Source organism: Serratia sp. Ae19-1 (assembly GCF_059801225.1).
The window spans coordinates 665,835-688,743 of record NZ_JBCHWD010000002.1 but is presented as its reverse complement, the minus strand read 5'-3'; the positions used below and the strand labels follow the sequence as shown (position 1 = coordinate 688,743).

Sequence of the window (22,909 nt, the reverse complement as noted above, 5' to 3'; positions counted from 1 at the left end):
GCCGCGGCATGAAATGCTATGATAACCGCCATTGAGCGTGGGGCATTGTGCTCCACCAGGCAGCTTAGCAGGGGTAACCCAATGATTATCGTCACAGGCGGCGCCGGCATGATCGGCAGCAACATCATTAAGGCACTGAACGACAAGGGATATCGCGATATCCTGGTGGTGGATAACCTGAAAGACGGCACCAAGTTCGTCAACCTGGTCGATCTGGACATCGCCGACTATGTCGATAAAGAAGACTTTATCGCCAGCATCGTGGCCGGCGACGATCTGGGTGATATCGAAGCGGTCTTCCACGAAGGTGCCTGCTCCGCGACCACCGAGTGGGACGGCAAGTACATGATGGACAATAACTATCAGTACTCCAAAGACCTGCTGCACTACTGCCTGGATCGCGAAATTCCGTTCCTGTACGCCTCCTCCGCCGCCACTTACGGCGGCCGCGAAGAGTTCATCGAAGAGCGCCAATATGAAGCGCCGCTCAATGTGTACGGCTACTCCAAATTCCTGTTCGATCAGTACGTGCGCGAGATCCTGCCGGAAGCGGACTCGCAGATCTGCGGCTTCCGCTACTTCAACGTTTACGGCCCGCGCGAAGGCCACAAAGGCAGCATGGCCAGCGTCGCCTTCCACCTGAACACCCAAATCAACCGCGGCGAAAACCCGAAACTGTTCGCCGGCAGCGAAAACTTCAAGCGTGACTTCATCTACGTCGGCGACGTGGCGGCGGTCAACCTGTGGTTCTGGGAAACCGGCAAATCCGGCATCTTCAACTGCGGCACCGGCCGGGCGGAAACCTTCCAGGCGGTGGCCGACGCGGTGGTGGACTTCCACCAGAAGGGCGCGGTGGAATACATCGAGTTCCCGGAGAAGCTGAAGGGCCGCTATCAGGCGTACACCCAGGCCGATCTGACCAAGCTGCGCGCCGCCGGCTACGACGCACCGTTCAAAACGGTCGCCGAAGGCGTGAAAGAGTACATGGCCTGGTTGAACCGCACCGCATAAGCTGAAGGAACTAACGCTGGGTATGAAAATACTGGTTATCGGCCCTTCTTGGGTTGGCGACATGATGATGTCGCAAAGTCTCTATCGCACCCTGAAGGCCGAATACCCGTCGGCGGAGATCGATGTGATGGCGCCGGCCTGGTGCCGCCCGCTGCTGGCGCGCATGCCGGAAGTCAATCAGGCGCTGGCGATGCCGCTGGGCCACGGCGCGCTGGGGCTCGGCGAGCGCCGCCGCCTGGGGCGCGCCCTGCGCGCCAACCGTTACGATCGCGCTTACGTTCTGCCCAACTCGTTCAAATCCGCGCTGGTACCCTTCTTCGCCGATATCCCGCAGCGCACCGGCTGGCGAGGCGAAATGCGTTACGGCCTGCTGAACGACGTCCGCGTGCTCGACAAGGCGGCCTTCCCGCTGATGGTGCAGCGCTACGTGGCGCTGGCCTATGACAAAGGCCGCATTCAGCGCGCCGACGATCTGCCGCAGCCGTTGCTGTGGCCGCAGCTGCAGGTGAGCGACGAAGAGATCGCCGAAACCACTTCGGTCTTTAACCTGACCGACAGCCGACCGATCGTCGGCTTCTGCCCGGGCGCGGAGTTCGGCCCCGCCAAACGCTGGCCGCATTATCACTACGCAACGCTGGCTCAGCAGCTGATCGAGAGCGGCTATCAGGTCGCGCTGTTCGGTTCGGCGAAAGACCACGAAGCCGGTGAACAGATCCGCGCCGCATTGCAGGAAGACGCGCGCGATTTCTGCCTCAACCTGGCCGGGAAAACCCAGCTGGAGCAGGCGGTTATCCTGATCGCGGCCTGTCGGGCGGTGGTCAGCAACGACTCCGGTTTAATGCACGTTGCCGCCGCGTTGAACAAACCGCTGATAGCCTTGTACGGCCCAAGTAGCCCCGACTTCACGCCGCCGCTCTCCGACAAGGCGCGCGTTATCCGTTTGATCAGCGGCTACCACAAGGTGCGTAAAGGCGATGCCGATCAGGGATACCACCAAAGTTTGATCGATATTCAGCCGCAGCAAGTGTTGGACGCGCTGACGCCGTTGCTTGTCGCCAGCGAGGAATAGTCATGCAGGTGTTAATCGTAAAAACCTCCTCGATGGGGGACGTGCTGCATACGCTGCCCGCCCTGACCGACGCGCTGCAGGCCATTCCCGATATCCGCTTCGACTGGGTGGTGGAAGAAGGCTTCAGCCAAATCCCCACCTGGCACCCGGCAGTGGACCGCGTGATCCCGGTGGCCATTCGCCGCTGGCGTAAAAACTGGTTCGGCAACGACACCCGGCAGCAGCGCTGCGACTTCAAGCGCGCGCTGCAAGAACGCCGCTACGATGTGGTGATCGACGCACAGGGCCTGATCAAAAGCGCCGCGCTGATCACGCGCATCGCCAAGGGCAACAAGCATGGCCCCGACTGCAAGAGCGCACGCGAGCCGTTCGCCAGCTGGTTCTACAACGTTCGCCATGAGATAGACAAACAGCAGCACGCGGTGGAACGCACGCGCGAGCTGTTCGCCAAAAGCCTCGGTTACGACAAACCGGGCAGCTACGGCGATTACGCCATCGCCGCGCGTTTTCTCAGCAGTCCGCCGGCCGATGCCGGACAGTATTTGGTGTTTTTGCACGCTACGACCCGTGACGATAAACACTGGCCGGAGCAAAACTGGCGTGAGCTGATCGCGCTGACGGCCGACAGCGGACTGAAGATCAAACTGCCGTGGGGCGCGGAGCATGAACATCAGCGCGCGCTGCGGTTGGCGGAAGGTTTTACGCATGTCGAGGTGCTGCCGAAACTCAGCCTGCAGCAGGTGGCCGAAGTGCTGGCCGGCGCCAAAGGGGTGGTCTCGGTCGACACCGGGCTAAGCCATTTGACCGCCGCGCTCGACAAACCGAACATCACGCTGTTCGGGCCGACCGATCCCGGCCTGATCGGCGGCTACGGGCAAAATCAGCACTCGCTGATTTCGCCGGAAAAAAGCATGGCGACAATCGACGCCGATACAGCATGGCAGGCGTTGCAAAAGGTTATAGCATGAAAAAACTGCATATTATCAACCTGGGTAAAATGGGCGGCGTCGAGCGCCTGTTCCTGCAGTACATCAACGATACCACCGACGGCAGTAACCAGATATTGTGCATCAGCCCCGACATCGGCGAAGAGATCCGCCGCCAGTTGCCCGCGCATCAACCTATTATCTTCGCCAACCGTCTGGTCAATTCGCTGGCGCTGCGCTGCCCGCAGTTCCTGCGTAAATTTCTGCTGAAGTGGAAAATCGAACGAGCGAACGCCGACGTGGTGATCGTCTGGGACCTGGTGCCAGGGCTGGTGGCCAAACCCAAACGCGGCAAGCTGGTTTACTACGATCACGGTTGCTCCTGGCGTTACCCGAAAAATCAAAAGACGCTGCGTTTCTTCGCCATGCTGGACGGCGTGATTTCCGCCTCACACGCGTCGAAACGGGTGATGGAGCTACGCTTTAATCTGCCTTGCCCAAACCACGTAGTGATCAACCGCATCAAGACGCCGGCGGGGATCGCCGACGCGCCGAAAGTGCTGTCACAGCCGATCAGGATCGGCACCGCCTCGCGCCTGGTCAGCCTGAAAGGCATCAGCGTTTCGCTGCTGATGATGCAGGAATTGCTGCGGCGCGGACATGACGTCACGCTGGAAGTGGCCGGCAAAGGGCCGGATCGCGCAGCGCTCGAGGCGCTGGCGGCCCGGCTTCAGCTCGGCGATCGCGTGACTTTTAGCGGCTACCAGGATGATGTCGCCGGCTTCTTCAATCGTACGCATATCTACATGAGTACACCGATAACCGAACCGTTTGGCTTGTCTTGCATGGAATCGCTCTATTTCGGCGTGCCGGTCATTTTCCCGCAGGTTGACGGCCAGCCGGAGGCGGTGAAAGACGGCGTCTGCGGCATTGGCCTGACGCCATCGCTCACCATTGAACAACACCGACAGCTCACCGGTATCGGGGTCGACTTCCCGCATGAGGTCTACGATCCGTTGACCGACAGTCTGGTGTCGCCCAAGCTGCTGTCGCATCTCGACTGTGCGGATGCCGTTGAGAAATTACTGGAGCGCGAAACCTACCAGACTCTGAGCCGCAATGCGCAGCACTATCCTGCTGAGCATTTCAACTATGCTCAGTTCAAAGCTGAGTTCGACGACACGCTGCGATCCTTCATCGCTTGATTAAAACGTGAGCCGGAAAACACGCCCGATGCTAAAACACAGAACGCCGCACCCTGCCTTCAGCTATCTGATCTATCTGGGGTGCGCCATCGCTTTTTGTACCATTCCTTTCGGTTCCGCGACCGGACGCAATCTGTTTTACGTTTCCAGCTACATCGCCTTTATCGCCGTTTGCCTGTACCCGCGCTACTACTTCAGCAACGTTAAAAATCTGCTGCTGCCCGCACTGATGTTCAGCGTGGGCATGGGAACCATCCTCTGGATGCACCACTTCAAACAGCCGGGTGACTACATCAACATTTATCGCTCTTATATGTCGACCGGCAAACTGCAGCTCGCTACCGCGTTCATCCTGCTGATCGCGCTCAATGAGCGGTTGTGTGCGCAGCGTCTGCTGATCGTTGTAGCTCTCGTTACCGGTCTGGCGGTCAACGGCTATTCTCTCTATCAGGGGCTGCGTCTGGATATTCCGCGCGTAGAGCTCAATTTCGATCGCGCCACGGTCGCTGCCTACCTGATGACCGCCATCGATCTGGTGATGATGCAGGCCATCCTGATGCTGCGCACCCGCTACCGTCTGGTGTGGTACATTGCGGCATTCCTGCTGTCCTTCTCTGCTTTGGTGCTCACCGGCACGCGCGCGGCCATGCTGGTCTACCCGGGGGCGGTCTGCCTGTCGCTGCTGGCGACCAAGCAGCTGGTTTCCAGGAAACACAAACTCGCGTTGGTGGCCTCGGTGCCGCTGCTGCTCGTAGCTTGTGGCCTGGTGTTTAAACCGCAGATAGAGGAACGCATTCAGGCCTTTGAGACCGACATGCGCCTGATGGATCAGCCACAGACTGAAAACTCGATCATTTCCCGGCTGTCGATGCAAACGCTGGCATGGCGTACCGGTTCACAAGCCCCTTGGGGCCAATCCGCCGAGCAGCGCGGCGAAGAGATCCGTGCCATGGTCGCACAGCAGCCTCGCCTGTCTGGCGTCATGCCCTACATCAACGTCCACCTGCACAACGAGCTGCTGGAAACCTACTCGCTCAAAGGCGCCTGGGGCGCACTGCTGCTGCTGGCGCTCTATGTCAGCCTGTTCTTCTCTTCCTTCCGGCCGCAGCGCAACGCGCTGCTGCTGAGCGTCAGCGCCAGCCTGTTCGTTTACGGCCTGAGCGACGTCATCTTCTTCAGCACGGAAGGCACCGTCATATTCTGCCTGGCGCTGATCGCCGCTGTTCTTTCCGTCCCGAAACAACCCCCTGTTCAGGAGCCCACCCCGTGAATCCTCAGCAGCCGCTGCTCAGCGTTATCGTGCCGTTTTATAATAATGAAGCGTTCGTTATCGCTGCGCTGGATTCGTTATTTGCACAGATTAGCGACGATATCGAGGTGGTGATCATCGACGATGGCTCCACCGACGCTTCCGGCGCGCTGGTCAGCCACTATCTGGCGCAGCGGCGGCATCCGCGCGTGGTCTTTACTTCACAAGCCAACGGCGGCATTGCGCACGCCCGCAATGTCGGCCTGCAACGGGCCACCGGGCGTTATATCACTTTTCTCGACGGCGACGATCTGCTGAGCGACGACTACCTGGCGATCCTGCGGCCCTTGCTGACAGCCGGGGAAGATGACCTGATCGACTTCAATTATCAGAAGTTTACCGAACAACCGCCAACCCCGAATAACCGCGCAGTGCAGCCCGTGGCCTACGACTTTCCACAGTTGGGGCTCGGCTGCCTGCAACCGCTGTTTGCACGCTCGATGTGGCATCTCTGGAGCCGCGTGTATAAACGTACGCTGCTGGAAGGGGAAACGTTCGAAGACGGCAGGCGCTATGAAGACGTGATTTTCACGCCTTTTCAGTATTTCAAAACCCGCCGCATCGCCCATCTCGACTGCGAACTCTATTTCTATCGGGACAACAGCCAAGGCATCACCCGCAATATCAAACCCAAAGATATCGAAGATTTGCTGTTCGCCATGGAGAAAATGCTGCGTTTTGTGGCGCAGCATCCCGGGGATGAGCCGCTGCGCCGGTTGGCCGCCCTGATGCTGGCCAACTGCTTTTCCGAGGTGAAAAGCATGTCGAAGGCGGTATACGGCTATTATCATTACGCGCCGGCAACGCTGCATATCCTGCGTCGCACCGCTGAGATCTGCCGCAACAGCGACGTGCCGAGCAAAAAAGTCCGCCAGATGCGCTATGCGCGCGTGGATACCTTTCTTTCGAGACTGCGCGGGCGTAAGCCGCACTAACCGCATCGGCCAGGCGGCCGGTGCGGTACCGCACCTCTAGCACGTCAAAGGCACGTGCGTGACCAACTCATCATAAATCCGCTGCGGCTGGATGACCCCCATCGGGCTTTCTGCCTCCAGCGGCATCGTATAACCGGTACGCGACACCTGAATGATACGGTGCAGTTCAGCATCCTGAATCGGGCCGGTAGAGCGTGAGTCGGCGGTCACGAACAGGCTGATGGTTTTCACCTTCAGCGCCACCGCCAGATGCAGCGGCCCGGTATCGCCGGTGACCAGAACATGAAAACTGTCGATCAGCGTCAGCAAGCCTTGCAGCCCCGTTTTACCGATCTGGTTATCCACGCAGGCCTGCGTTTGCGGGCCGATCAGGCTCATAAACTGCTTTGCCTTGCCGTCGTCAAACGGTGCGCCTATCAGCACGATACGTACATTAGGGTGCTTCGCCACCAGCTCATCGGCCAGCCGCGCATAGTGCGAAACAGGCCAGCAACGCGATTCTGTTGACGCCCCCAGTTGAAAACCGATGGTAGGATGCTCGCTGCTTTTGACGCCGCGCTGATAGTCCACGGGAATTTCCATCGTCGGATCGTCGCTGCGGCAACCCAGGATGGAAATCAGCTCCAGTTTGCGGCGCACGAAGTGGCCGTAATAATGGAAGATGTAGTTGGTCAGCCAAGGCTCCAGCCCGCAAATGCCCGAGCTGTAGTTATCCCTGATAATGTACTTCGCCCCGGCCAGTACGGCGCTGATGATGTCATAAGGCAGGTGGGAGTGCAGAATCAGCGCCAAATCCGGCCGATGTTCGCGCAGCGATTTCAGCAATGGACGTATCGTCTTGATCTTGCTGTCCCAATACACCACACGATCGTAATAACGACCGTTTTCCACCAGCTCGCGGTTTTTCTTGTGCACCACCAGCGTGATGTGGGCGCTGGGGTAGCGTTCCCTCATCGCCCTCAGCGCCGGCGTGTTGAACATGAAGTCGCCCAACGCCGTGGTGGAATAGATGACGATATTGTCAAACTGTTGGGCGCCGTCAAACGTCGCCTTGTCCTGAAAACGGCCGTATTTCGCCGTATAGCGGCGCAAGAACCAGTCGGCAACCTTGATTTTCCATTTCTTCGACATGTGAGTTCTTAGTTCGCTTTAAGTTGATAATACTCGGCCAGCGTCATGCCCACCGTACGCTGCTGCAGCCAGTCAAACAGCTGTTCCAGATCGCGGTACAGCACTTCGATATCCTGCTCGGTCTTGAACGTCGGGCTGCCGCCCGGCATAAATTCGGAGGAGTGCAGCATAAATTCGACGTAGCCATGCCCCTGCGCCAGCGACGCCTCAGCCACGCCTATCATCTTGTCCACATTGCCGCCGCTCGGGCGCAGCCAGTTGACGGATGGCGAGCGCCGCTTGCCGCGCAGCCGGTCATAACCCTGCTTGAACGCATTCATCAGCGCCGAGTGCTTGTACTGAATGCTCATCGGCACTTCCAGCAGCGACGAAGCGCCCGGTTTGGCGATGTTCTGCGGATCGATGAAATAGGCCTGCGACGGGAAGCGGCTGTAATCCGTGCCGCCGTTGCCCCGCGGATTGCCCGGCGAAAACTGCCAGTTGACCCGCGGCGTGACCGAACAGTCCACCTGATAGCCATACTCCAGCAGTAGTGAGGCGTAGTATTCGTTGAACGCCCAGCGGCCGGCGCGATGGCTGAGCATCTTGGTCTGGAAAGCGTCTTCCAGCAGCTTGGTCATGTGATCGACCTTGGCGCGGATCTGATCGGCGGGATACTCGATCAAATAAGGTTTGTGGCGCCAGTCGTCGTCGGTCAGCGGCGTCAGCGGCGGGCTGTTCCAGGCGTGCAGGTGCATCCCCACCTCGCCGGCGTCGCGGGCGATCACGTCGCGCGCAAACTCGACGTAAGCCGGGTCCATCGCCATTTCATAGTTGGTGAGATAAACCGGTTTGAAGGCGTATTTTTCGCACAGCGCCTGAAAGCGCGGCAAGAAACGCGTGTTTTCGGTCGCGATGCGATCGTGGTTTTGCCACAGATTATCGCCTTCGGTATCAATGGTGATGAGAAACGCCGGTTTAGTCATGAATATCGAGCCTGATATCAACAGAATGCACTATGTTACGCAGGCCGTTTCGCCAGGGCAAACGACTTTGCTGCCTGGTTTGGACAACGTTGAGACGCATTCGTCCCCGACCCGGCGATTTTTTTGCCGCCCGGCAAGAAAACCGTGCAACAGTAGCCACATGCGATCGGGTCATTTAGAATCAAAGATTGGTTTCCCAGAAAGCGACTCATGATGAACGACGCGCCAGCCCTAACTTCCGCCCCATCCGTACAGCGTATTCTGATCATAAAACTGCGCCACCACGGCGATATGCTGCTGGTCACGCCGGTCATCAGCAGCCTGCGGCAAAACTACCCGCAGGCGCAGATCGATGTGCTGCTGTATCAGGAAACGCGGGAGATGCTGGCCAGTAATCCGGAGCTGTCGACCCTGTTCGCCATCGATCGCCAATGGAAAAAGCAGGGCACCCGCGCGCACCTGGGGCACGAACTGGCGCTGCTGCGCCGCCTGAAAGCGCAGCGCTACGATCTGGTGGTCAACCTGGCCGATCAGTGGCGCAGCGCCATCCTCACGCGCCTGACCGGCGCGCGCATCCGTCTGGGCTTCGATTTTCCCAAACGCCGCGGCTTCGTGTGGCGCCACTGTCACACGCAGCTGGTACCGGTAGACAATCACGCCCGCCTGCATACCGTCGAACAGAATCTCTCATTGCTGGCACCGCTGAACCTGCCCGCGCTCAATGAACGTGTGACCATGAGTTATGATCCAAAGGATTGGCAGGCTTGTGAGCAACTGTTGCAGAAACAGGGCGTCGCCGGCGGTTATATTGTGGTGCAGCCCACGTCGCGCTGGTTCTTCAAATGCTGGAGCGAAGAGAAGATGGCCGCTACCCTCACCGCCTTACAGGCGGACGGCCACCAGTTGGTGATCACCTCCGGCCCCGACGCCAGAGAAAAAGCCATGGTGGAGCGCATTTTGGCGCTCAGCCCGCCGCAGGGCGTGATCTCGTTGGCCGGGCAACTGACGCTGCGCCAATTGGCCGCCTTAATCGATCACGCCAAACTGTTTATCGGCGTGGATTCGGTGCCGATGCACATGGCCGCTGCGCTGCAAACACCATGCATAGCGCTGTTCGGCCCTTCCAAGCTGACCTTCTGGCGGCCATGGCAGGCTACCGGCGCCGTGATCTGGGCCGGTGACTTCGGTGAACTGCCCGATCCGGACGCCATCGATACCGGCACCGACGAACGGTATCTCGACCTTATTCCTACAGACGCGGTGATTGCAGCCGCGCGGAGCACGCTGGCATGAAAGCATTTCGTTTGGCGATCGTTCGCCAAAAATACCGCCCGGATGGCGGAGCCGAACGTTTCGTTTCCCGCGCCCTGGAGGCGCTGGAGCAACAGGATCTCGATCTGAACGTCATCACTCGTGAATGGCAGGGTGACGCCAATCCCAACTGGCACATCCACCTGTGCAACCCGTTAAAGCTCGGCCGCATCAGCCGCGAGCGGGGGTTCGCCGTGGCGGCCAGGGCGCTGTGGCAGAAAGAGCGCTTCGATTTAGTACAAAGCCACGAGCGCATTCCCGGCTGTGACATCTACCGCGCCGGCGACGGCGTACATCGCCGCTGGCTGCTGCAACGCGCGCGTCTGCTGCCGGAATGGCGGCGTAAATGGCTGTTTTCAAACCGCTATCACCGCTACGTGATGTGCGCCGAACGCGCCATGTACGCTGCGCCGGAGCTGAAAGCCGTCATCTGCAACGCCGAGATGATCAAGCAGGAGATCATCGCCGACTTTGGCGTGCCCGCCGACAAGATCACGGTGATCTATAACGCCATCGACAATCAGAAATTCCCACCCGCCGACGAGGCCCTGCGCCGCGGCCTGCGCGAGCAATATCAGATCCCGCAACAGGCGCACTGCCTGATCTTCGTCGGCTCCGGCTTCGAGCGTAAAGGGCTGGCCGCCGCCATCCGCGCCGTGGCGGCGACCGACAGCCATCTCCTGGTGGTCGGCAAAGACAAGGCCGAAAAACGCTACCGTGCGTTGGCGCAGTCGCTGGGCTGCAGCGATCGCATTCACTTTATGGGCGTGCAGAAGCAGACCTTGCCGTTCTACCAGGCGGCGGACGCGCTGCTGCTGCCGACGCTGTACGATCCGTTCCCCAACGTGATTTTGGAAGCGATGTCATGCGGCCTGCCGGTTGTCACCAGCACCACCTGCGGTGGCGCCGAATTTATCACCCCTGGCGAAAACGGCTTCGTCACCGACGCGCTCGACGTGCCGGCCATCACTGAAGCTATCCGTGCGCTGCCGCGCCAGGCGCTGGGATCATCCATGGGCGAAGCGGCGAGATTGCGCATTATGACGGCTACGCCGGCGCATCTCTCCAAACAGCTGATTTCTCTCTATAACCGGTTACTGGACTAGCTATGCGTATTCTGATGATCATCGACGGCCTGCCGGGAGGCGGCGCGGAAAAAGTGGTGCTGACCCTGTGTCAGGGTATGCAGCAACAGGGGCATGACGTCAGCCTTATCTCGCTGCGCGACGTCTGCAATTACCCTATCCCGTCAGGCATTGATTATCAGGTGGTGGCCGATCGCAGCCGTGCCCCCTGGCGCAAGCTGACCGAGCTGTCGCGCCGCGCCGCTGCGCTGGATCGGGCGATAGCCGAACACGAACGCCAACACGGCGCGTTCGATCTGGTGTTCTCCAACCTGCATAAAACCGATCGCATCGTCAGCCGCAGCAAGCGGTTGGCCGCGGATCGTCTGTGGTTCTGCATTCACGGCATTCTCTCCACCTCCTACCTCGGCCACCGCAAGGGCCTGGACCGCTGGCTGAAGCAGCGCAAAATCGCCAACGTTTACCAGGGGAGAAATATCGTCGCCGTTTCACAGGCGGTCGGCGACGATCTGCAGCAGAACTTGCCGATCCGCCCGCGCCGGCTGGCGGTCATCAACAACCCGTTCGACATCGACGCCATCCAGCAACAGGCCGCGGCGCCTTGCGAACTGGCCGGCCAGGACTATTTGGTGCATGTCGGCCGTTTTCACCCCGCAAAGCGGCATGACCGGCTGCTGAAAGCCTATGCGCAGTCCGGCATTCAGGCGCCATTGGCCTTGATCGGTACCGGAGACGACGCCAGAGTCGCCGACGCCAAACGCCTGGCGGCGGAGCTAGGCATCGCAGAACGCGTGCTGTTTCTCGGTTTTCAGGCCAATCCCTACCCGTTTATTCGCCATGCCTCACTGCTGGTGCTCAGCTCCGACAGCGAAGGGTTCGGTAACGTGCTGGTAGAATCGCTGCTGTGCGGCACGCCGGTGGTCAGCACCCGTTGTCCGGGTGGCCCTGCGGAAATTCTGGAAAAAGCCGGAATGGCTAACGCGCTGGCGGAATTAAGCGAAGCGTCGCTGGCAGCAAAAATGGCGGAAATTTACGCCAAGCCGCCGCAGATAAATCAACAGCAATTGCTGAGCTATGGGCTGGAACCTATTTGCCGCCAATATCTGGAACTGAAAAAAAAATAATAAAGAAATAAATAAGGCAGGAGACGCCTGCCTTATTTTCTTCGCTAGTTGAGCGCCTGCATTTTCTGCCAAACTTCATCGACAGAAACATCTTCACAGTGCCCAGACTCACTTTGCAAAATATGATGACGACCGGTCCATGGATGCCAGGACGCTTTATCGGTATCGCCAAAGAACACCACCATATCCTTATTCAACGCAGCGGCAAGATGCATCTGCCCGCCGTCGCTGCACAGCACCCGATCGCATAAATCAAACCCGCCCAACAGCTCACGCACCGAGGCCGTCGGATAAAGCGCGACGCGTTCGTTTTGGCACAGCGCCAACAGCTGTTCTGCGCGCTGCTGGTCACCGATGTCGTCCGGTGCCAGCGTGCCCTGCGGCGACCAGAAAATCAGCACGCCGGTGTGGGGATCGGCAGTCTGACGGTTGATGATTTCGGCATAGCGCTCAACCGGCCAGCGCCTTTTCGGGCTGCGGCTGCTGATATGCACGGCGCAGACTCGTTCGACCGGCGGCAGACGTTCCTGCAGCCGCTGCGCCGCCAGCTGCCGCTCTTCCGGCGTCAGAAACACCCGCACCGGAGGGATTGGAATGGATTGATCGGTTATCGCCGATAAGTAGCTATAAGTGTGTTCGACCTGATGTTGGCCGCGGAAATCGTCCTTGCGAAACGGGCGATCAATATCTTTCGTGCCCAAATCGGCGCCGATAATATGGGTTGCGCCGGCCATTTTCGCTAAACGCAGGCTGTATTTGCAAGGTACCGGGTTGGCCAGAATGACCGCATCGAACTTTATTTTGCGCAGCTTCAGGAAGATCATCAGACGTTCGAAATAAACGCCCAACGTCGTTTCATTTTTCGCCTTATGCTTGGCCTTTTTATAGACAAAAACTTTCTCGAGATGAGGGTTGTTTTTAACAACGTCCTGGCTGACTTTATTGATCAGCAGATAAACTTTAGCGTCTGGATAGGCAATTTTCACCCCTTCGATCAGAGGTGTGGTGCAAACAAGATCGCCGATGTTATCGCGGCGAATAATTAAAATATTCTTCATTCCGAGCCTATCGGCGAAATCGCTCGCCGGTTGTCTGAAACTGACACCCAAGGTTACCAAATTAGCGCCTTTCCCTTCCAGTTATGGTACTATTCCGAATAACCCATATAAATGAAATTGATAGAATGTTGCTGCGTTTATATCAGGTACTACTCTACCTCATCCAACCCCTGATCTGGCTCCGCTTACTGCTGCGCAGCCGCAAAGCTCCAGCCTACCGTAAACGCTGGGCGGAACGCTATGGCTTCTGCGCCGGGAAAGTCGTGCCAGGCGGCATCATGCTGCATTCCGTCTCCGTCGGCGAAACGCTGGCGGCCATCCCGCTGGTGCGGGCACTACGCCACCGTTACCCCGCTTTGCCGATAACTGTGACCACAATGACCCCAACAGGTTCAGAACGCGTCCAGTCCGCTTTCGGCAAAGACGTGCATCATGTCTATCTGCCCTACGATCTGCCCGGTTCCATGAACCGCTTCCTCGACCAGGTGAATCCCAAGCTGGTGATCATTATGGAAACCGAGCTATGGCCTAACCTGATCAACGCGCTGCATCAGCGGCAGATCCCCCTGGTGATCGCCAATGCGCGTCTGTCGGCACGCTCCGCCGCTGGCTATAAGAAAATTGGCGGGTTCATGCGCGATATGCTGCGCCGCATTACGCTGATCGCCGCACAGAACCAGGAAGACGGCGATCGGTTTATCGAACTGGGCCTGAAACGCTCTCAGTTGGCCGTCACCGGCAGCCTGAAATTCGATATCTCCGTCACCCCGGAGCTGGCCGCCCGCGCCGTTACGCTGCGCCGCCAATGGGCGCCGCGCCGCCCGGTGTGGATCGCCACCAGCACCCATGAGGGTGAAGAAACCATCCTGCTGGAAGCGCATCGCAAACTGCTGGAAAAACACCCCGACCTGCTGCTGATCCTGGTGCCGCGTCACCCGGAACGCTTCCCGACCGCCAAAGAGCTGGTGCAGAAAGCCGGCTTCAGCTACACCCTGCGCAGCAGCGGCGAAATCCCATCCGGCAGCACTCAGGTGGTGATCGGCGATACCATGGGCGAGCTGATGCTGCTGTACGGCATCGCCGATCTGGCCTTTGTCGGCGGCAGCCTGGTGGAACGTGGCGGGCACAACCCGCTGGAAGCCGCCGCGCACGCCATCCCAGTGCTGATGGGCCCGCACACCTTCAACTTTAAAGACATTTGCGCCAAGCTTTCGCAGGCCGAAGGCCTGATCACCGTAACCGATGTCGATTCGCTGGTGAAGGAAGTGGAAACCCTGCTGACCGACGAAGACTACCGCCGCTACTATGGTCGTCATGCGGTGGAAGTGTTGTATCAGAATCAGGGAGCGTTGCAGCGCCTGCTGCAGCTGCTGGAACCGCACCTGCCGCCCCGGAGTCACTGAATGAGCAGCCGCAAAAGCCTGTCGGTGGTGATGATCGCCAAAAACGAAGCCGGGCTGTTGCCGGACTGTCTGCGCTCGGTCGAGTGGGCCGATGAAATCATTGTGCTGGACTCCGGCAGCGAAGACGACAGCGTCGCCGTCGCCGAAAGCCTGGGCGCCAAAGTCTTCACGCACACCGACTGGCAAGGGTTTGGCAAGCAGCGTCAGCTGGCGCAAAGCTACGCCAGCCATGACTACGTTTTGATGATCGACGCCGACGAACGCGTCACGCCCGAGCTGCGGCAATCTATCGAACAGGTGTTGAACGCGCCGGACGACGGCGCCGTCTACAGCTGCGCGCGGCGCAACCTGTTCCTTGGCCGTTTCATGCGCCACAGCGGCTGGTATCCCGACCGCGTCAACCGCCTGTACGCCAACCAACGCTATCGCTATAACGACGATCTGGTGCACGAATCGCTGAACATCGGCGACGCTAAAGTCATCCCCCTCAGCGGCGATATGCTGCACCTGACCTGCCGCGATTTCTTCGCCTTCCAGCGTAAACAGCTGCGCTACGCCGAAGAGTGGGCCGTGCAGCGCCACCGGGCCGGCAAGCGCTGCGGCTACCTGTCCATCCTGACCCACACGCTCGGCGCCTTCGTCAAAACCTGGCTGCTGCGCGCCGGCTTCCTGGACGGTAAACAGGGGTTGCTGTTAGCGGTGGTCAACGCGCAATATACCTTCAATAAATATGCCGCATTATGGGCATTCGGCCGCAACTACTCAGAGAAGTGAATCATGACCAGCAAAGCCATCTATCCCGGGACCTTCGATCCCATGACCAACGGCCACCTGGATTTAGTGACGCGCGCGTCACTGATGTTCGATCACGTGATTCTGGCCATCGCCGCCAGCCCGAGCAAAAAACCGCTGTTCAGCCTGGATGAACGCGTGGCGTTGGCGACGCAGGTCACCTCGCATCTGGACAATGTGGAAGTGCTGGGCTTCAGTGAGCTGATGGCGCACTTCGCCGCCCACCAGAACGCCAATATCCTGGTGCGCGGGCTGCGTGCAGTGTCTGACTTTGAATACGAATTGCAGTTGGCGAACATGAACCGTCACTTGATGCCGACACTGGAAAGCGTATTTCTGATGCCTTCCGAAGAGTGGTCGTTCATCTCCTCCTCACTGGTGAAGGAGGTCGCCCGCCACGGCGGCGATATCGCGCCTTTCCTGCCCGATGTGGTCACCCAGGCGCTGATGGCCAAGCTCGCCGCCGAGTGATGCTCAGCGCTGGCAGCGGCGGCAAAAGAAGGTGCTGCGCTGCCCATGTTTGGCGGATTCAATCGGCGTGCCGCATGCGCGGCACGGTTCTCCCGCCCGCCCGTAAACCTGCAGCTCCTGCGCGAAATACCCCGGTTTGCCGTCCGACTGCAAAAAGTCGCGCAATGTCGTGCCGCCCTGCTCGATGGAACGTTGCAACACCGCCTTGATGGTCTGCGCCAACAAGGCCGCTTCGGCTTTGCTCAAGGATCCCGCCGGACGATCGGGCAGGATCCCGGCGCTGAACAGCGATTCGCTGGCGTAAATGTTACCGACCCCGACCACCAGCTTGTTATCCATCAGCCACGGTTTGATCAACGTGCGCTTATTGCGTAATTTTTCATACAGGTAGTCGCCATTGAACGCTTCGCTCAGCGGCTCCGGCCCCAGGTGAGCCAACACGCTGCTGGTCGCCAAATCTTCGCACCACAGCCAGGCGCCGAAACGGCGCGGATCGGTATAGCGCAGGATCATGCCGTTATTGATCACCAGATCAACGTGGTCATGTTTGCCGGCTTCGTCTTCGTTTTCCTCACGCAGCATGCGCAGGCTGCCCGACATGCCCAGATGCACGATAATCCAACCGCGCTGCAGTTCGATCAGCAGGTATTTGGCCCGACGCTGCACGCTGAGTACCGGCTGATCGCTCAGCGTCAGGATCTGCTCGGAAACCGGCCAGCGCAGGCGCGCGTTGCGTACCACCGCATACTGAATGCTGTGGCCGACAAGATAAGGCTCTATACCGCGTCTGCTCGTCTCAACTTCCGGTAATTCAGGCATCTGGCTTCCCCTCCGACGTTTTCTACCCTTTATAAAACAAAAAACCCGGCCAAGGCCGGGTTTTTCATTAATCCACTAAAATTATTTAATTTTAGCTTCTTTGTATACTACGTGCTGACGGACAACTGGATCGAATTTCTTCAGTTCCAATTTTTCCGGCTTAGTACGCTTGTTCTTCGTGGTGGTATAGAAGTGACCAGTACCAGCAGAAGAAACCAGCTTGATCTTCTCGCGAACACCTTTAGCCATGATTCAGTTCCTTAATACTTCTCACCACGGGCACGCAGATCGGCCAGAACCGTCTCAATACCCTTCTTATCGATAACACGCATACCTTTAGCAGATACACGCAGAGTTACAAAGCGCTTCTCAGCCTCAACCCAAAAACGGTGTGAGTGCAGGTTAGGCAGAAAACGGCGTTTGGTCGCGTTCATTGCGTGGGAACGGTTGTTACCGCTCACCGGGCGCTTGCCAGTAACTTGGCAGACTCGGGACATGTCTATTCTCCAAAAATCAAATCAGCTCGAGCTTCGTATAGGGTATGGCCGCCTCGTCAGGCTTTTAGAGCCCATCTCAGCAAACTTCATACTGAGGAGACTCTCGTCATCAGGTAGAAACCACACATCAGGTCAGAAACCTGCTGAGATAGGCTCTTGCGCCAAACCCAAGATTCTCAAAGGTGGCGTAGTATACGCTCTGAAGCGTAAGTGCTCAAGTCCCGAACAGCTAAAGATCCCACAAGGATCGCGAAAAAATCGCTTAAAGCCATCCGCGCTCGGCAAAAGAGACGCATTCACCCCGACCGATCACCAAATGATCAAGCACTCGGATCTCCAATAACTGGCAGGCTTTCACCACTTGCTCGGTTATCAAACGGTCGGCGTGACTGGGTTCAGCCTTACCCGAGGGGTGATTATGCGCGAGAATCAGCGCGGCTGCATTAGCCTTCAGCGCTTCACGCACAATTTCTCTCGGGTAGACGACGACGCTGCTGATGGTACCAGCAAACATCTCCTGATGGCGAATAACCCGGTGCTGATTGTCTAAAAACAATACCAAAAAGACCTCTCGCTCGCGATGCGCCAGCAGACTTTGCAGGTAATGCTGGGTGACGCGCGGGTTGAGCATGGCATTTTCCTGCGACAAGTGGCTGGAAAAGAAGCGCAGCGCCAGCTCGGCAATCGCCTGCAGTTGGGTATAGCTGGCGTCGCCCAGGCCTTTTTGGCTACAAAAAGCCTGATGATCGGCCGACATCAGATGATAAAGCGAGCCGAATCGGCGCAGCAGTTGTTCCGCCAACTGCATCACATGCACGCCGGGCAATCCGGTGCGCAAGAAAATGGCCAACAGCTCTGCGTCGGACAGCGACGCCGCTCCTTGCATCAGCAGCTTTTCACGCGGTGCCAACGCGCCCGGCCAGCACGCCACAATCGGGTTGCTCATCGTGTTCCTCCCTGAAAGGGCTACAGCATGCCATGTGCCACCCGGCGCGTTCGACAGGTGTTTGATAACATTGCGAAGTGTTTCGCAAAGCACAATGTAACGCCTTGCAGCCATTGCGGAATCGCTCACCTGAACGGCGGATATGCTAAAATGGCGCATCTTTCGGCTTTCAATCGGACAATGATGATGACGGGACTTTCCGGCAAACATATTGTGCTTGGCATCAGCGGCGGCATCGCCGCCTACAAATGCCCAGAGCTGGTGCGCCGCCTGCGCGACAGAGGCGCAGAAGTGCGCGTGGTGATGACCCACGCCGCCAAGGCGTTCATTACGCCGCTGACGCTGCAGGCCGTTTCCGGCTATCCGGTGTCCGACGATCTGTTGGATCCCGCCGCCGAAGCCGCCATGGGCCACATCGAACTCGGCAAATGGGCGGACCTGGTGATTCTGGCGCCGGCGACCGCCGATCTGCTGGCGCGCGTCGCCGCCGGCATGGCCAACGATCTGCTGACCACCGTCTGCCTGGCGACCGACGCACCTATCGCCGCCGCGCCCGCCATGAACCAGCAGATGTATCGCGCCGCCGCCACGCAGGCCAACCTGCAAACGCTGCAGGCACGCGGCATGCTGCTCTGGGGGCCGGACAGCGGCAGCCAGGCCTGCGGCGACGTCGGCCCGGGCCGCATGCTGGATCCGCTGGACATCGTCGAACTGGCGAACGGCCATTTCTCTGTCACGCAGGATCTGCAACATTTGCAGGTTATGATCACCGCCGGCCCGACGCGTGAAGCGCTGGATCCGGTGCGTTTCATCAGCAATCACAGCTCAGGCAAAATGGGGTTCGCCATTGCGCGCGCCGCCGCCGCTCGCGGCGCGCAGGTGACGCTGATCGCCGGGCCGGTCAATTTGCCGACGCCGCCATCAGTCACCCGAGTCGACGTTACCAGCGCACTGGAGATGGAGCAGGCGGTGCAACAACGCGCCGCGCAGCAGCAGATTTTCATCTCCTGCGCCGCCGTGGCCGACTATCGCCCCGAGCGGATCGCCGATGAAAAAATAAAAAAACAGGGTGATGAAATCGTCCTCAAGATGGTAAAAAACCCCGATATCGTCGCCGGCGTGGCGGCGATGACCAAAAATCGACCCTTTGTCGTGGGGTTTGCCGCCGAAACCCAGAATGTGGAAGAATACGCGCGGCAAAAACTGGCGCGTAAGAAGCTGGATTTAATTTGCGCTAACGATGTATCGCTTGCAGAGCACGGGTTCAACAGCGACACCAATGCCCTGCACCTTTTTTGGCAGGATGGAGAGAAACGCCTGGCGCTGAGCGACAAGGCACTCCTTGGCCAACGTTTAATAGACGAGATAGTCAGCCGTTATGATGAAAAAAATCGACGTTAAGATCCTCGACCCACGCATCGGTCAGGATTTCCCGCTACCGACCTACGCTACTCCGGGCTCTGCCGGTCTCGACCTGCGCGCCTGCCTGGACAGCGCGGTGGAGCTGGCGCCGGGTGAAACCACGCTGCTGCCTACCGGCCTCGCGATCCACATCGCCGACGCTAGCCTGGCGGCAGTGATCCTGCCGCGCTCGGGCCTGGGCCATAAGCACGGCGTCGTGCTGGGCAACCTGGTCGGCCTGATCGACTCCGATTACCAGGGCCAGCTGATGGTGTCCGTGTGGAACCGCGGCCAGAAGCACTTCACCATCGAGCCGGGCGAACGCATCGCGCAGATGGTCTTCGTGCCGGTGGTGCAGGCCGAATTCAACCTGGTGGAAGAGTTCGACAGCAGCGAACGCGGCGAAGGCGGCTTCGGCCACTCGGGGCGCCACTAAGCGCTACCCAATGTACGATGGCCGGCAGGGAAACGTCGCCTGAACCTTGCCTTTCCGGGGAGAAGGATGTCTCTGCGGCAAGGTTTTACCGCGACAATTGCAGCGCACACCAGGCAGCGCGGAAAAAGGCCGTTAAGGCCGCTGACCCCAGCATCGCAAAAAAGCTATCACATAAGCCGCACAGAGCCTGCTCTGCAGCGGCCGGTGCGCGGGTTTCCGTCAGTTAAGTTTTAGCAAGGGTCTAATCAGACATGGCAGAAAAAGAAAAGACGAAAAGGAATCGGCGCGAGGAAATATTGCAGGCGTTAGCCCAGATGCTGGAGTCCAGCGACGGCAGCCAACGCATCACCACCGCCAAGCTCGCCGCGAACGTGGGTGTTTCTGAAGCTGCGCTGTACCGGCATTTCCCCAGCAAGACACGGATGTTCGACAGTCTGATCGAGTTTATTGAAGACAGCCTGATCACCCGCATCAACCTGATCTTGCAGGACGAGAAAGAGACGTTTAATCGTCTGCGCCTGATTTTGCTGCTGATTCTGGGCTTTGCGGAACGCAACCCAGGGCTGACGCGCATCATGACCGGCCACGCGCTGATGTTTGAACAGGATCGCCTGCAGGGCCGCATCAACCAGCTGTTCGAGCGCATCGAGGCGCAGCTGCGCCAGGTGCTGAAAGAGCGCAAATTGCGCGAAGGCAAAGGCTTTATCGTCGATGAAACGCTGCTGGCCAGCCAGCTGCTGGCCTTCTGCGAAGGCATGTTGTCGCGCTATGTGCGTTCGGAATTCCGCTATCGCCCCACGCAGGAATTCGACGCCCGCTGGCCGCTATTAGCGGCACAGCTGCAATAGTAAAAAATCCACCTGCTTAGCAGGTGGCTTTGACACAGCCCCCTAAAAGGGGGCTTAAACACTACTTTTCTAGCCCTAGCTGCATTTGTCTTTCTTCTTCCTCTTTCGCTACCTTGTCCTGGTACCGTACATATCGTCGAATTATCTCTTCGTTTGCCCCTACCGAGTCCACAAAATATCCCCTTTGCCAAAAGTGATTACCCCAAAGCTTGTGCTTTCTTAGATAAGGAAACTTAGCGAACAGCCTGATGGCTGTCCGCCCTTTCACAAATCCCATTAGCTCGGAAACACTTAAACTCGGTGGGGTTCTAACTACCAGATGTATATGATCTATCTGAACATTTAGTTCGACTACTCTGCATTTTTTCATATTGCAGTAGATGTAAATGCTGCGGTAAAGCTCTTTACCGAGATTACCCTTGAGGATTTTGTATCTGTACTTCGGTGTCCATACGAGATGATACTGACATCGATAGAATACGTGGGAAGCGGATTCATATCTGCTCATGCTACTTACTCCTTGATTTGCTGGTAACAAACCGAGGCAGTATTTAGCATGAGCATCCTTCGGGCATAGCCCCACATGAACGATCACCACCTCCATAGGAGGTGGTTTAGGATTGATAACGAAAACGCCGGGCATGCCCGGCGTTGTTATTTAGACGCCATACTGCTCGCGGTAAGTGCGCACCGCCGCCAGGTGGTCCGCCATCTCCGGTTTCTCTTCCAGGTAGGCAATCAGGTCTTTCAGCGTCACGATCGAAATCACCTTGCAGTGATAGTCGCGTTCCACTTCCTGAATGGCGGAGATATCCGCGCGGCCGCGTTCCTGACGGTCGAGGGAGATCAGCACACCCGCCAGCGAAGCGCCGCTGGCGCCGATGATTTCCATCGACTCGCGGATCGCGGTGCCGGCGGTGATCACATCGTCCACCAGCATCACGCGCCCCTGCAGCGGGCTGCCCACCAGCGAACCACCTTCGCCATGGGTTTTGGCTTCCTTGCGGTTAAAGCAGTAAGGCACGTCGCGCTCATGGTGTTCCGCCAGCGCCACCGCCGTGGTGGTGGCGATAGGAATGCCTTTATAGGCCGGGCCAAACAGCAGGTCGAAATCGATGCCGGAATCCATCAGGGCTTCGGCGTAGAAACGCCCCAACAGCGCAAGATCGCGCCCGGTATTAAACAGGCCGGCGTTGAAGAAATACGGGCTGGTGCGGCCGGATTTCAGGGTGAACTCGCCGAACTTCAATACCTGCTTGTTAAGCGCGAACTCGATAAACTGGCGCTGATAGGCTTTCATTACTGCTTCTCCTCGTCTGAATCTGTTTGGGTCTTGTCATTACTACCGCCCGATCGTCGGGCATAAAAAAGGCGACTTCTCAGTCGCCTTAAAAAATCAATCCGCCAGCGCCGCTTTCTGCGCCTGGAAGATGGTTTCGATTCCCCCTCGGGCCAGCGCCAATAGCGCCAACAGCTCATCGTGGCTGAACGGCTCGCCTTCGGCGGTGCCTTGCACTTCAATCATGCGGCCGTCTTCCATCATCACCACGTTCATATCGGTTTCCGCGGCGGAATCTTCCACATACTCCAGATCGCACAGCGCTTCGCCATTGACGATGCCGACGGAAACCGCCGCCACCATACCCTTCATCGGGTTGGCTTTCAGCTTGCCGTTGGCCACCAACGTGTTCAGCGCGTCGGCCAGCGCCACGCAGGCGCCGGAGATGGAGGCGGTGCGGGTACCGCCGTCGGCCTGCAGCACGTCGCAGTCGAGGGTGATGGTGAATTCACCGAGCTTTTTCAGATCCACCGCGGCGCGCAGCGAGCGGGCGATCAGACGCTGGATTTCCAGCGTGCGGCCGCCCTGCTTGCCTTTGGCGGCTTCACGGGCATTGCGGCTGTGGGTGGAGCGCGGCAGCATACCGTACTCGGCGGTGATCCAACCTTGCCCCTGGCCTTTCAGGAAGCGCGGAACGCCCTCTTCTACCGTGGCGGTGCACAAGACTTTGGTATCGCCAAACTCAACCAGCACTGAACCTTCAGCGTGTTTGGTATAGTGACGGGTCAGTGTCAGTGGGCGAACTTGCTGTGGTGCTCTGCCTGCAGGACGCATGGGCTCTCTCCGGCTTCAAATCAACTATTGGCTGCGCATTATACGGGCTTCGTG

At 58.5% G+C, this 22,909-nt stretch carries 25 protein-coding genes; 15 read left to right on the top strand and 10 right to left on the bottom strand.

What is annotated here, in order from left to right; all coding sequences use genetic code 11:
- The first annotated feature begins 81 nt into the window (after window positions 1-81).
- From rfaD to AAIE04_RS08570, 6 genes are read left to right on the top strand one after another with little or no spacing between them, the layout of a single operon-like run.
- Window positions 82-1,011, top strand: a complete 930-nt coding sequence (gene rfaD / locus AAIE04_RS08595; protein ID WP_063918322.1) for an ADP-glyceromanno-heptose 6-epimerase — start codon at window positions 82-84, stop codon at window positions 1,009-1,011.
- A 22-nt stretch (window positions 1,012-1,033) separates the two neighbouring features.
- Complete coding sequence (gene rfaF / locus AAIE04_RS08590) at window positions 1,034-2,080, top strand: ADP-heptose--LPS heptosyltransferase RfaF (RefSeq protein ID WP_498576798.1); 1,047 nt, start codon at window positions 1,034-1,036, stop codon at window positions 2,078-2,080.
- Window positions 2,081-2,082: 2 nt separating this feature from the next.
- A complete protein-coding gene (gene rfaC / locus AAIE04_RS08585; protein ID WP_019452210.1) occupies window positions 2,083-3,048 on the top strand; it encodes a lipopolysaccharide heptosyltransferase RfaC in 966 nt (321 codons plus the stop codon).
- Window positions 3,045-4,211 carry a glycosyltransferase family 4 protein gene (locus AAIE04_RS08580; protein ID WP_498576797.1) on the top strand — a complete coding sequence of 389 codons (1,167 nt, stop codon included), beginning with the start codon at window positions 3,045-3,047 and terminating at the stop codon, window positions 4,209-4,211. The genes rfaC and AAIE04_RS08580 overlap by 4 nt, the downstream gene beginning before the upstream one ends.
- 28 nt (window positions 4,212-4,239) lie before the next feature.
- Complete coding sequence (locus tag AAIE04_RS08575; RefSeq protein WP_498576796.1) at window positions 4,240-5,481, top strand: O-antigen ligase family protein; 1,242 nt, start codon at window positions 4,240-4,242, stop codon at window positions 5,479-5,481.
- Complete coding sequence (locus AAIE04_RS08570) at window positions 5,478-6,455, top strand: glycosyltransferase (protein ID WP_498576795.1); 978 nt, start codon at window positions 5,478-5,480, stop codon at window positions 6,453-6,455. Before AAIE04_RS08575 ends, AAIE04_RS08570 begins: the two co-directional genes overlap by 4 nt.
- Before the next feature lie 36 nt (window positions 6,456-6,491).
- On the opposite strand, the gene AAIE04_RS08565 is transcribed toward AAIE04_RS08570, so the two are convergent.
- Together AAIE04_RS08565 and AAIE04_RS08560 are read right to left on the bottom strand one after the other, a co-directional pair.
- On the bottom strand, window positions 6,492-7,586 hold the full coding sequence (locus tag AAIE04_RS08565) for a glycosyltransferase family 9 protein (RefSeq protein ID WP_498576794.1): 1,095 nt from the start codon (window positions 7,584-7,586) through the stop codon (window positions 6,492-6,494).
- 8 nt (window positions 7,587-7,594) lie between these two features.
- Entirely contained in the window at window positions 7,595-8,551 is a 957-nt protein-coding gene (locus AAIE04_RS08560; RefSeq protein WP_498576793.1) for a polysaccharide deacetylase family protein, read from the bottom strand.
- 210 nt (window positions 8,552-8,761) lie between these two features.
- On the opposite strand from AAIE04_RS08560, the gene rfaQ reads away from it, so the two are divergent.
- Genes rfaQ through AAIE04_RS08545 form a run of 3 tightly spaced genes read left to right on the top strand, consistent with a single transcriptional unit; the run spans window position 8,762 to window position 12,071 of the window.
- Window positions 8,762-9,844: a putative lipopolysaccharide heptosyltransferase III gene (rfaQ, locus tag AAIE04_RS08555; RefSeq protein ID WP_198637210.1), complete on the top strand. Its 1,083-nt coding sequence runs from the start codon at window positions 8,762-8,764 to the stop codon at window positions 9,842-9,844.
- Complete coding sequence (locus AAIE04_RS08550; RefSeq protein ID WP_498576792.1) at window positions 9,841-10,968, top strand: glycosyltransferase family 4 protein; 1,128 nt, start codon at window positions 9,841-9,843, stop codon at window positions 10,966-10,968. The genes rfaQ and AAIE04_RS08550 overlap by 4 nt, the downstream gene beginning before the upstream one ends.
- Window positions 10,969-10,970: 2 nt before the next feature.
- Window positions 10,971-12,071 (top strand): glycosyltransferase, encoded by a 1,101-nt coding sequence (locus AAIE04_RS08545; protein ID WP_498576791.1) that lies wholly within the window; start codon window positions 10,971-10,973, stop codon window positions 12,069-12,071.
- 44 nt (window positions 12,072-12,115) lie between these two features.
- Here AAIE04_RS08545 and AAIE04_RS08540 read toward each other — a convergent pair whose 3' ends face one another.
- Window positions 12,116-13,129, bottom strand: coding sequence for a glycosyltransferase family 9 protein (locus AAIE04_RS08540; RefSeq protein WP_498576790.1), 1,014 nt, complete (start codon window positions 13,127-13,129; stop codon window positions 12,116-12,118).
- Between the two features lie 125 nt (window positions 13,130-13,254).
- Between AAIE04_RS08540 and waaA the strand changes: the two genes are divergently transcribed.
- From waaA to coaD, 3 genes are read left to right on the top strand one after another with little or no spacing between them, the layout of a single operon-like run.
- Complete coding sequence (gene waaA / locus AAIE04_RS08535) at window positions 13,255-14,532, top strand: lipid IV(A) 3-deoxy-D-manno-octulosonic acid transferase (protein ID WP_019452200.1); 1,278 nt, start codon at window positions 13,255-13,257, stop codon at window positions 14,530-14,532.
- Window positions 14,533-15,306, top strand: coding sequence for a glycosyltransferase family 2 protein (locus AAIE04_RS08530; RefSeq protein WP_498576789.1), 774 nt, complete (start codon window positions 14,533-14,535; stop codon window positions 15,304-15,306). It begins immediately after the preceding gene.
- Between the two features lie 3 nt (window positions 15,307-15,309).
- A complete protein-coding gene (gene coaD, locus AAIE04_RS08525) occupies window positions 15,310-15,795 on the top strand; it encodes a pantetheine-phosphate adenylyltransferase (RefSeq protein ID WP_004931181.1) in 486 nt (161 codons plus the stop codon).
- A gap of 3 nt (window positions 15,796-15,798) precedes the next feature.
- Here coaD and mutM read toward each other — a convergent pair whose 3' ends face one another.
- The 4 genes from mutM to radC form a co-directional block, all read right to left on the bottom strand.
- Window positions 15,799-16,614, bottom strand: coding sequence for a bifunctional DNA-formamidopyrimidine glycosylase/DNA-(apurinic or apyrimidinic site) lyase (gene mutM / locus AAIE04_RS08520; RefSeq protein ID WP_498576788.1), 816 nt, complete (start codon window positions 16,612-16,614; stop codon window positions 15,799-15,801).
- Window positions 16,615-16,695: 81 nt separating this feature from the next.
- Window positions 16,696-16,863 carry a 50S ribosomal protein L33 gene (rpmG, locus tag AAIE04_RS08515; RefSeq protein WP_002442576.1) on the bottom strand — a complete coding sequence of 56 codons (168 nt, stop codon included), beginning with the start codon at window positions 16,861-16,863 and terminating at the stop codon, window positions 16,696-16,698.
- 11 nt (window positions 16,864-16,874) lie between these two features.
- Window positions 16,875-17,111: a 50S ribosomal protein L28 gene (rpmB, locus tag AAIE04_RS08510; protein ID WP_004931195.1), complete on the bottom strand. Its 237-nt coding sequence runs from the start codon at window positions 17,109-17,111 to the stop codon at window positions 16,875-16,877.
- 262 nt (window positions 17,112-17,373) lie between these two features.
- The gene (gene radC, locus AAIE04_RS08505) at window positions 17,374-18,057 is read right to left on the bottom strand and encodes a RadC family protein (RefSeq protein ID WP_004931197.1); all 684 of its coding nucleotides are present in this window, start codon (window positions 18,055-18,057) and stop codon (window positions 17,374-17,376) included.
- 183 nt (window positions 18,058-18,240) lie between these two features.
- Between radC and coaBC the strand changes: the two genes are divergently transcribed.
- The 3 genes from coaBC (at window position 18,241) to slmA (ending at window position 20,742) form a co-directional block, all read left to right on the top strand.
- Window positions 18,241-19,458, top strand: coding sequence for a bifunctional phosphopantothenoylcysteine decarboxylase/phosphopantothenate--cysteine ligase CoaBC (gene coaBC, locus AAIE04_RS08500; protein ID WP_043129414.1), 1,218 nt, complete (start codon window positions 18,241-18,243; stop codon window positions 19,456-19,458).
- On the top strand, window positions 19,436-19,894 hold the full coding sequence (dut, locus tag AAIE04_RS08495) for a dUTP diphosphatase (RefSeq protein ID WP_015379440.1): 459 nt from the start codon (window positions 19,436-19,438) through the stop codon (window positions 19,892-19,894). Before coaBC ends, dut begins: the two co-directional genes overlap by 23 nt.
- Window positions 19,895-20,145: 251 nt before the next feature.
- Window positions 20,146-20,742: a nucleoid occlusion factor SlmA gene (slmA, locus tag AAIE04_RS08490; RefSeq protein ID WP_004931203.1), complete on the top strand. Its 597-nt coding sequence runs from the start codon at window positions 20,146-20,148 to the stop codon at window positions 20,740-20,742.
- A 61-nt stretch (window positions 20,743-20,803) separates the two neighbouring features.
- Here the strand turns inward: slmA and tnpA are convergent, their stop codons facing one another.
- From tnpA to rph, 3 genes are all read right to left on the bottom strand, one after another.
- The gene (gene tnpA / locus AAIE04_RS08485) at window positions 20,804-21,250 is read right to left on the bottom strand and encodes an IS200/IS605 family transposase (RefSeq protein WP_498576569.1); all 447 of its coding nucleotides are present in this window, start codon (window positions 21,248-21,250) and stop codon (window positions 20,804-20,806) included.
- Window positions 21,251-21,400: 150 nt separating this feature from the next.
- Window positions 21,401-22,042: an orotate phosphoribosyltransferase gene (pyrE, locus tag AAIE04_RS08480; protein ID WP_063918312.1), complete on the bottom strand. Its 642-nt coding sequence runs from the start codon at window positions 22,040-22,042 to the stop codon at window positions 21,401-21,403.
- Between the two features lie 96 nt (window positions 22,043-22,138).
- Complete coding sequence (rph, locus tag AAIE04_RS08475; RefSeq protein WP_025160305.1) at window positions 22,139-22,855, bottom strand: ribonuclease PH; 717 nt, start codon at window positions 22,853-22,855, stop codon at window positions 22,139-22,141.
- Window positions 22,856-22,909 lie beyond the last annotated feature (54 nt).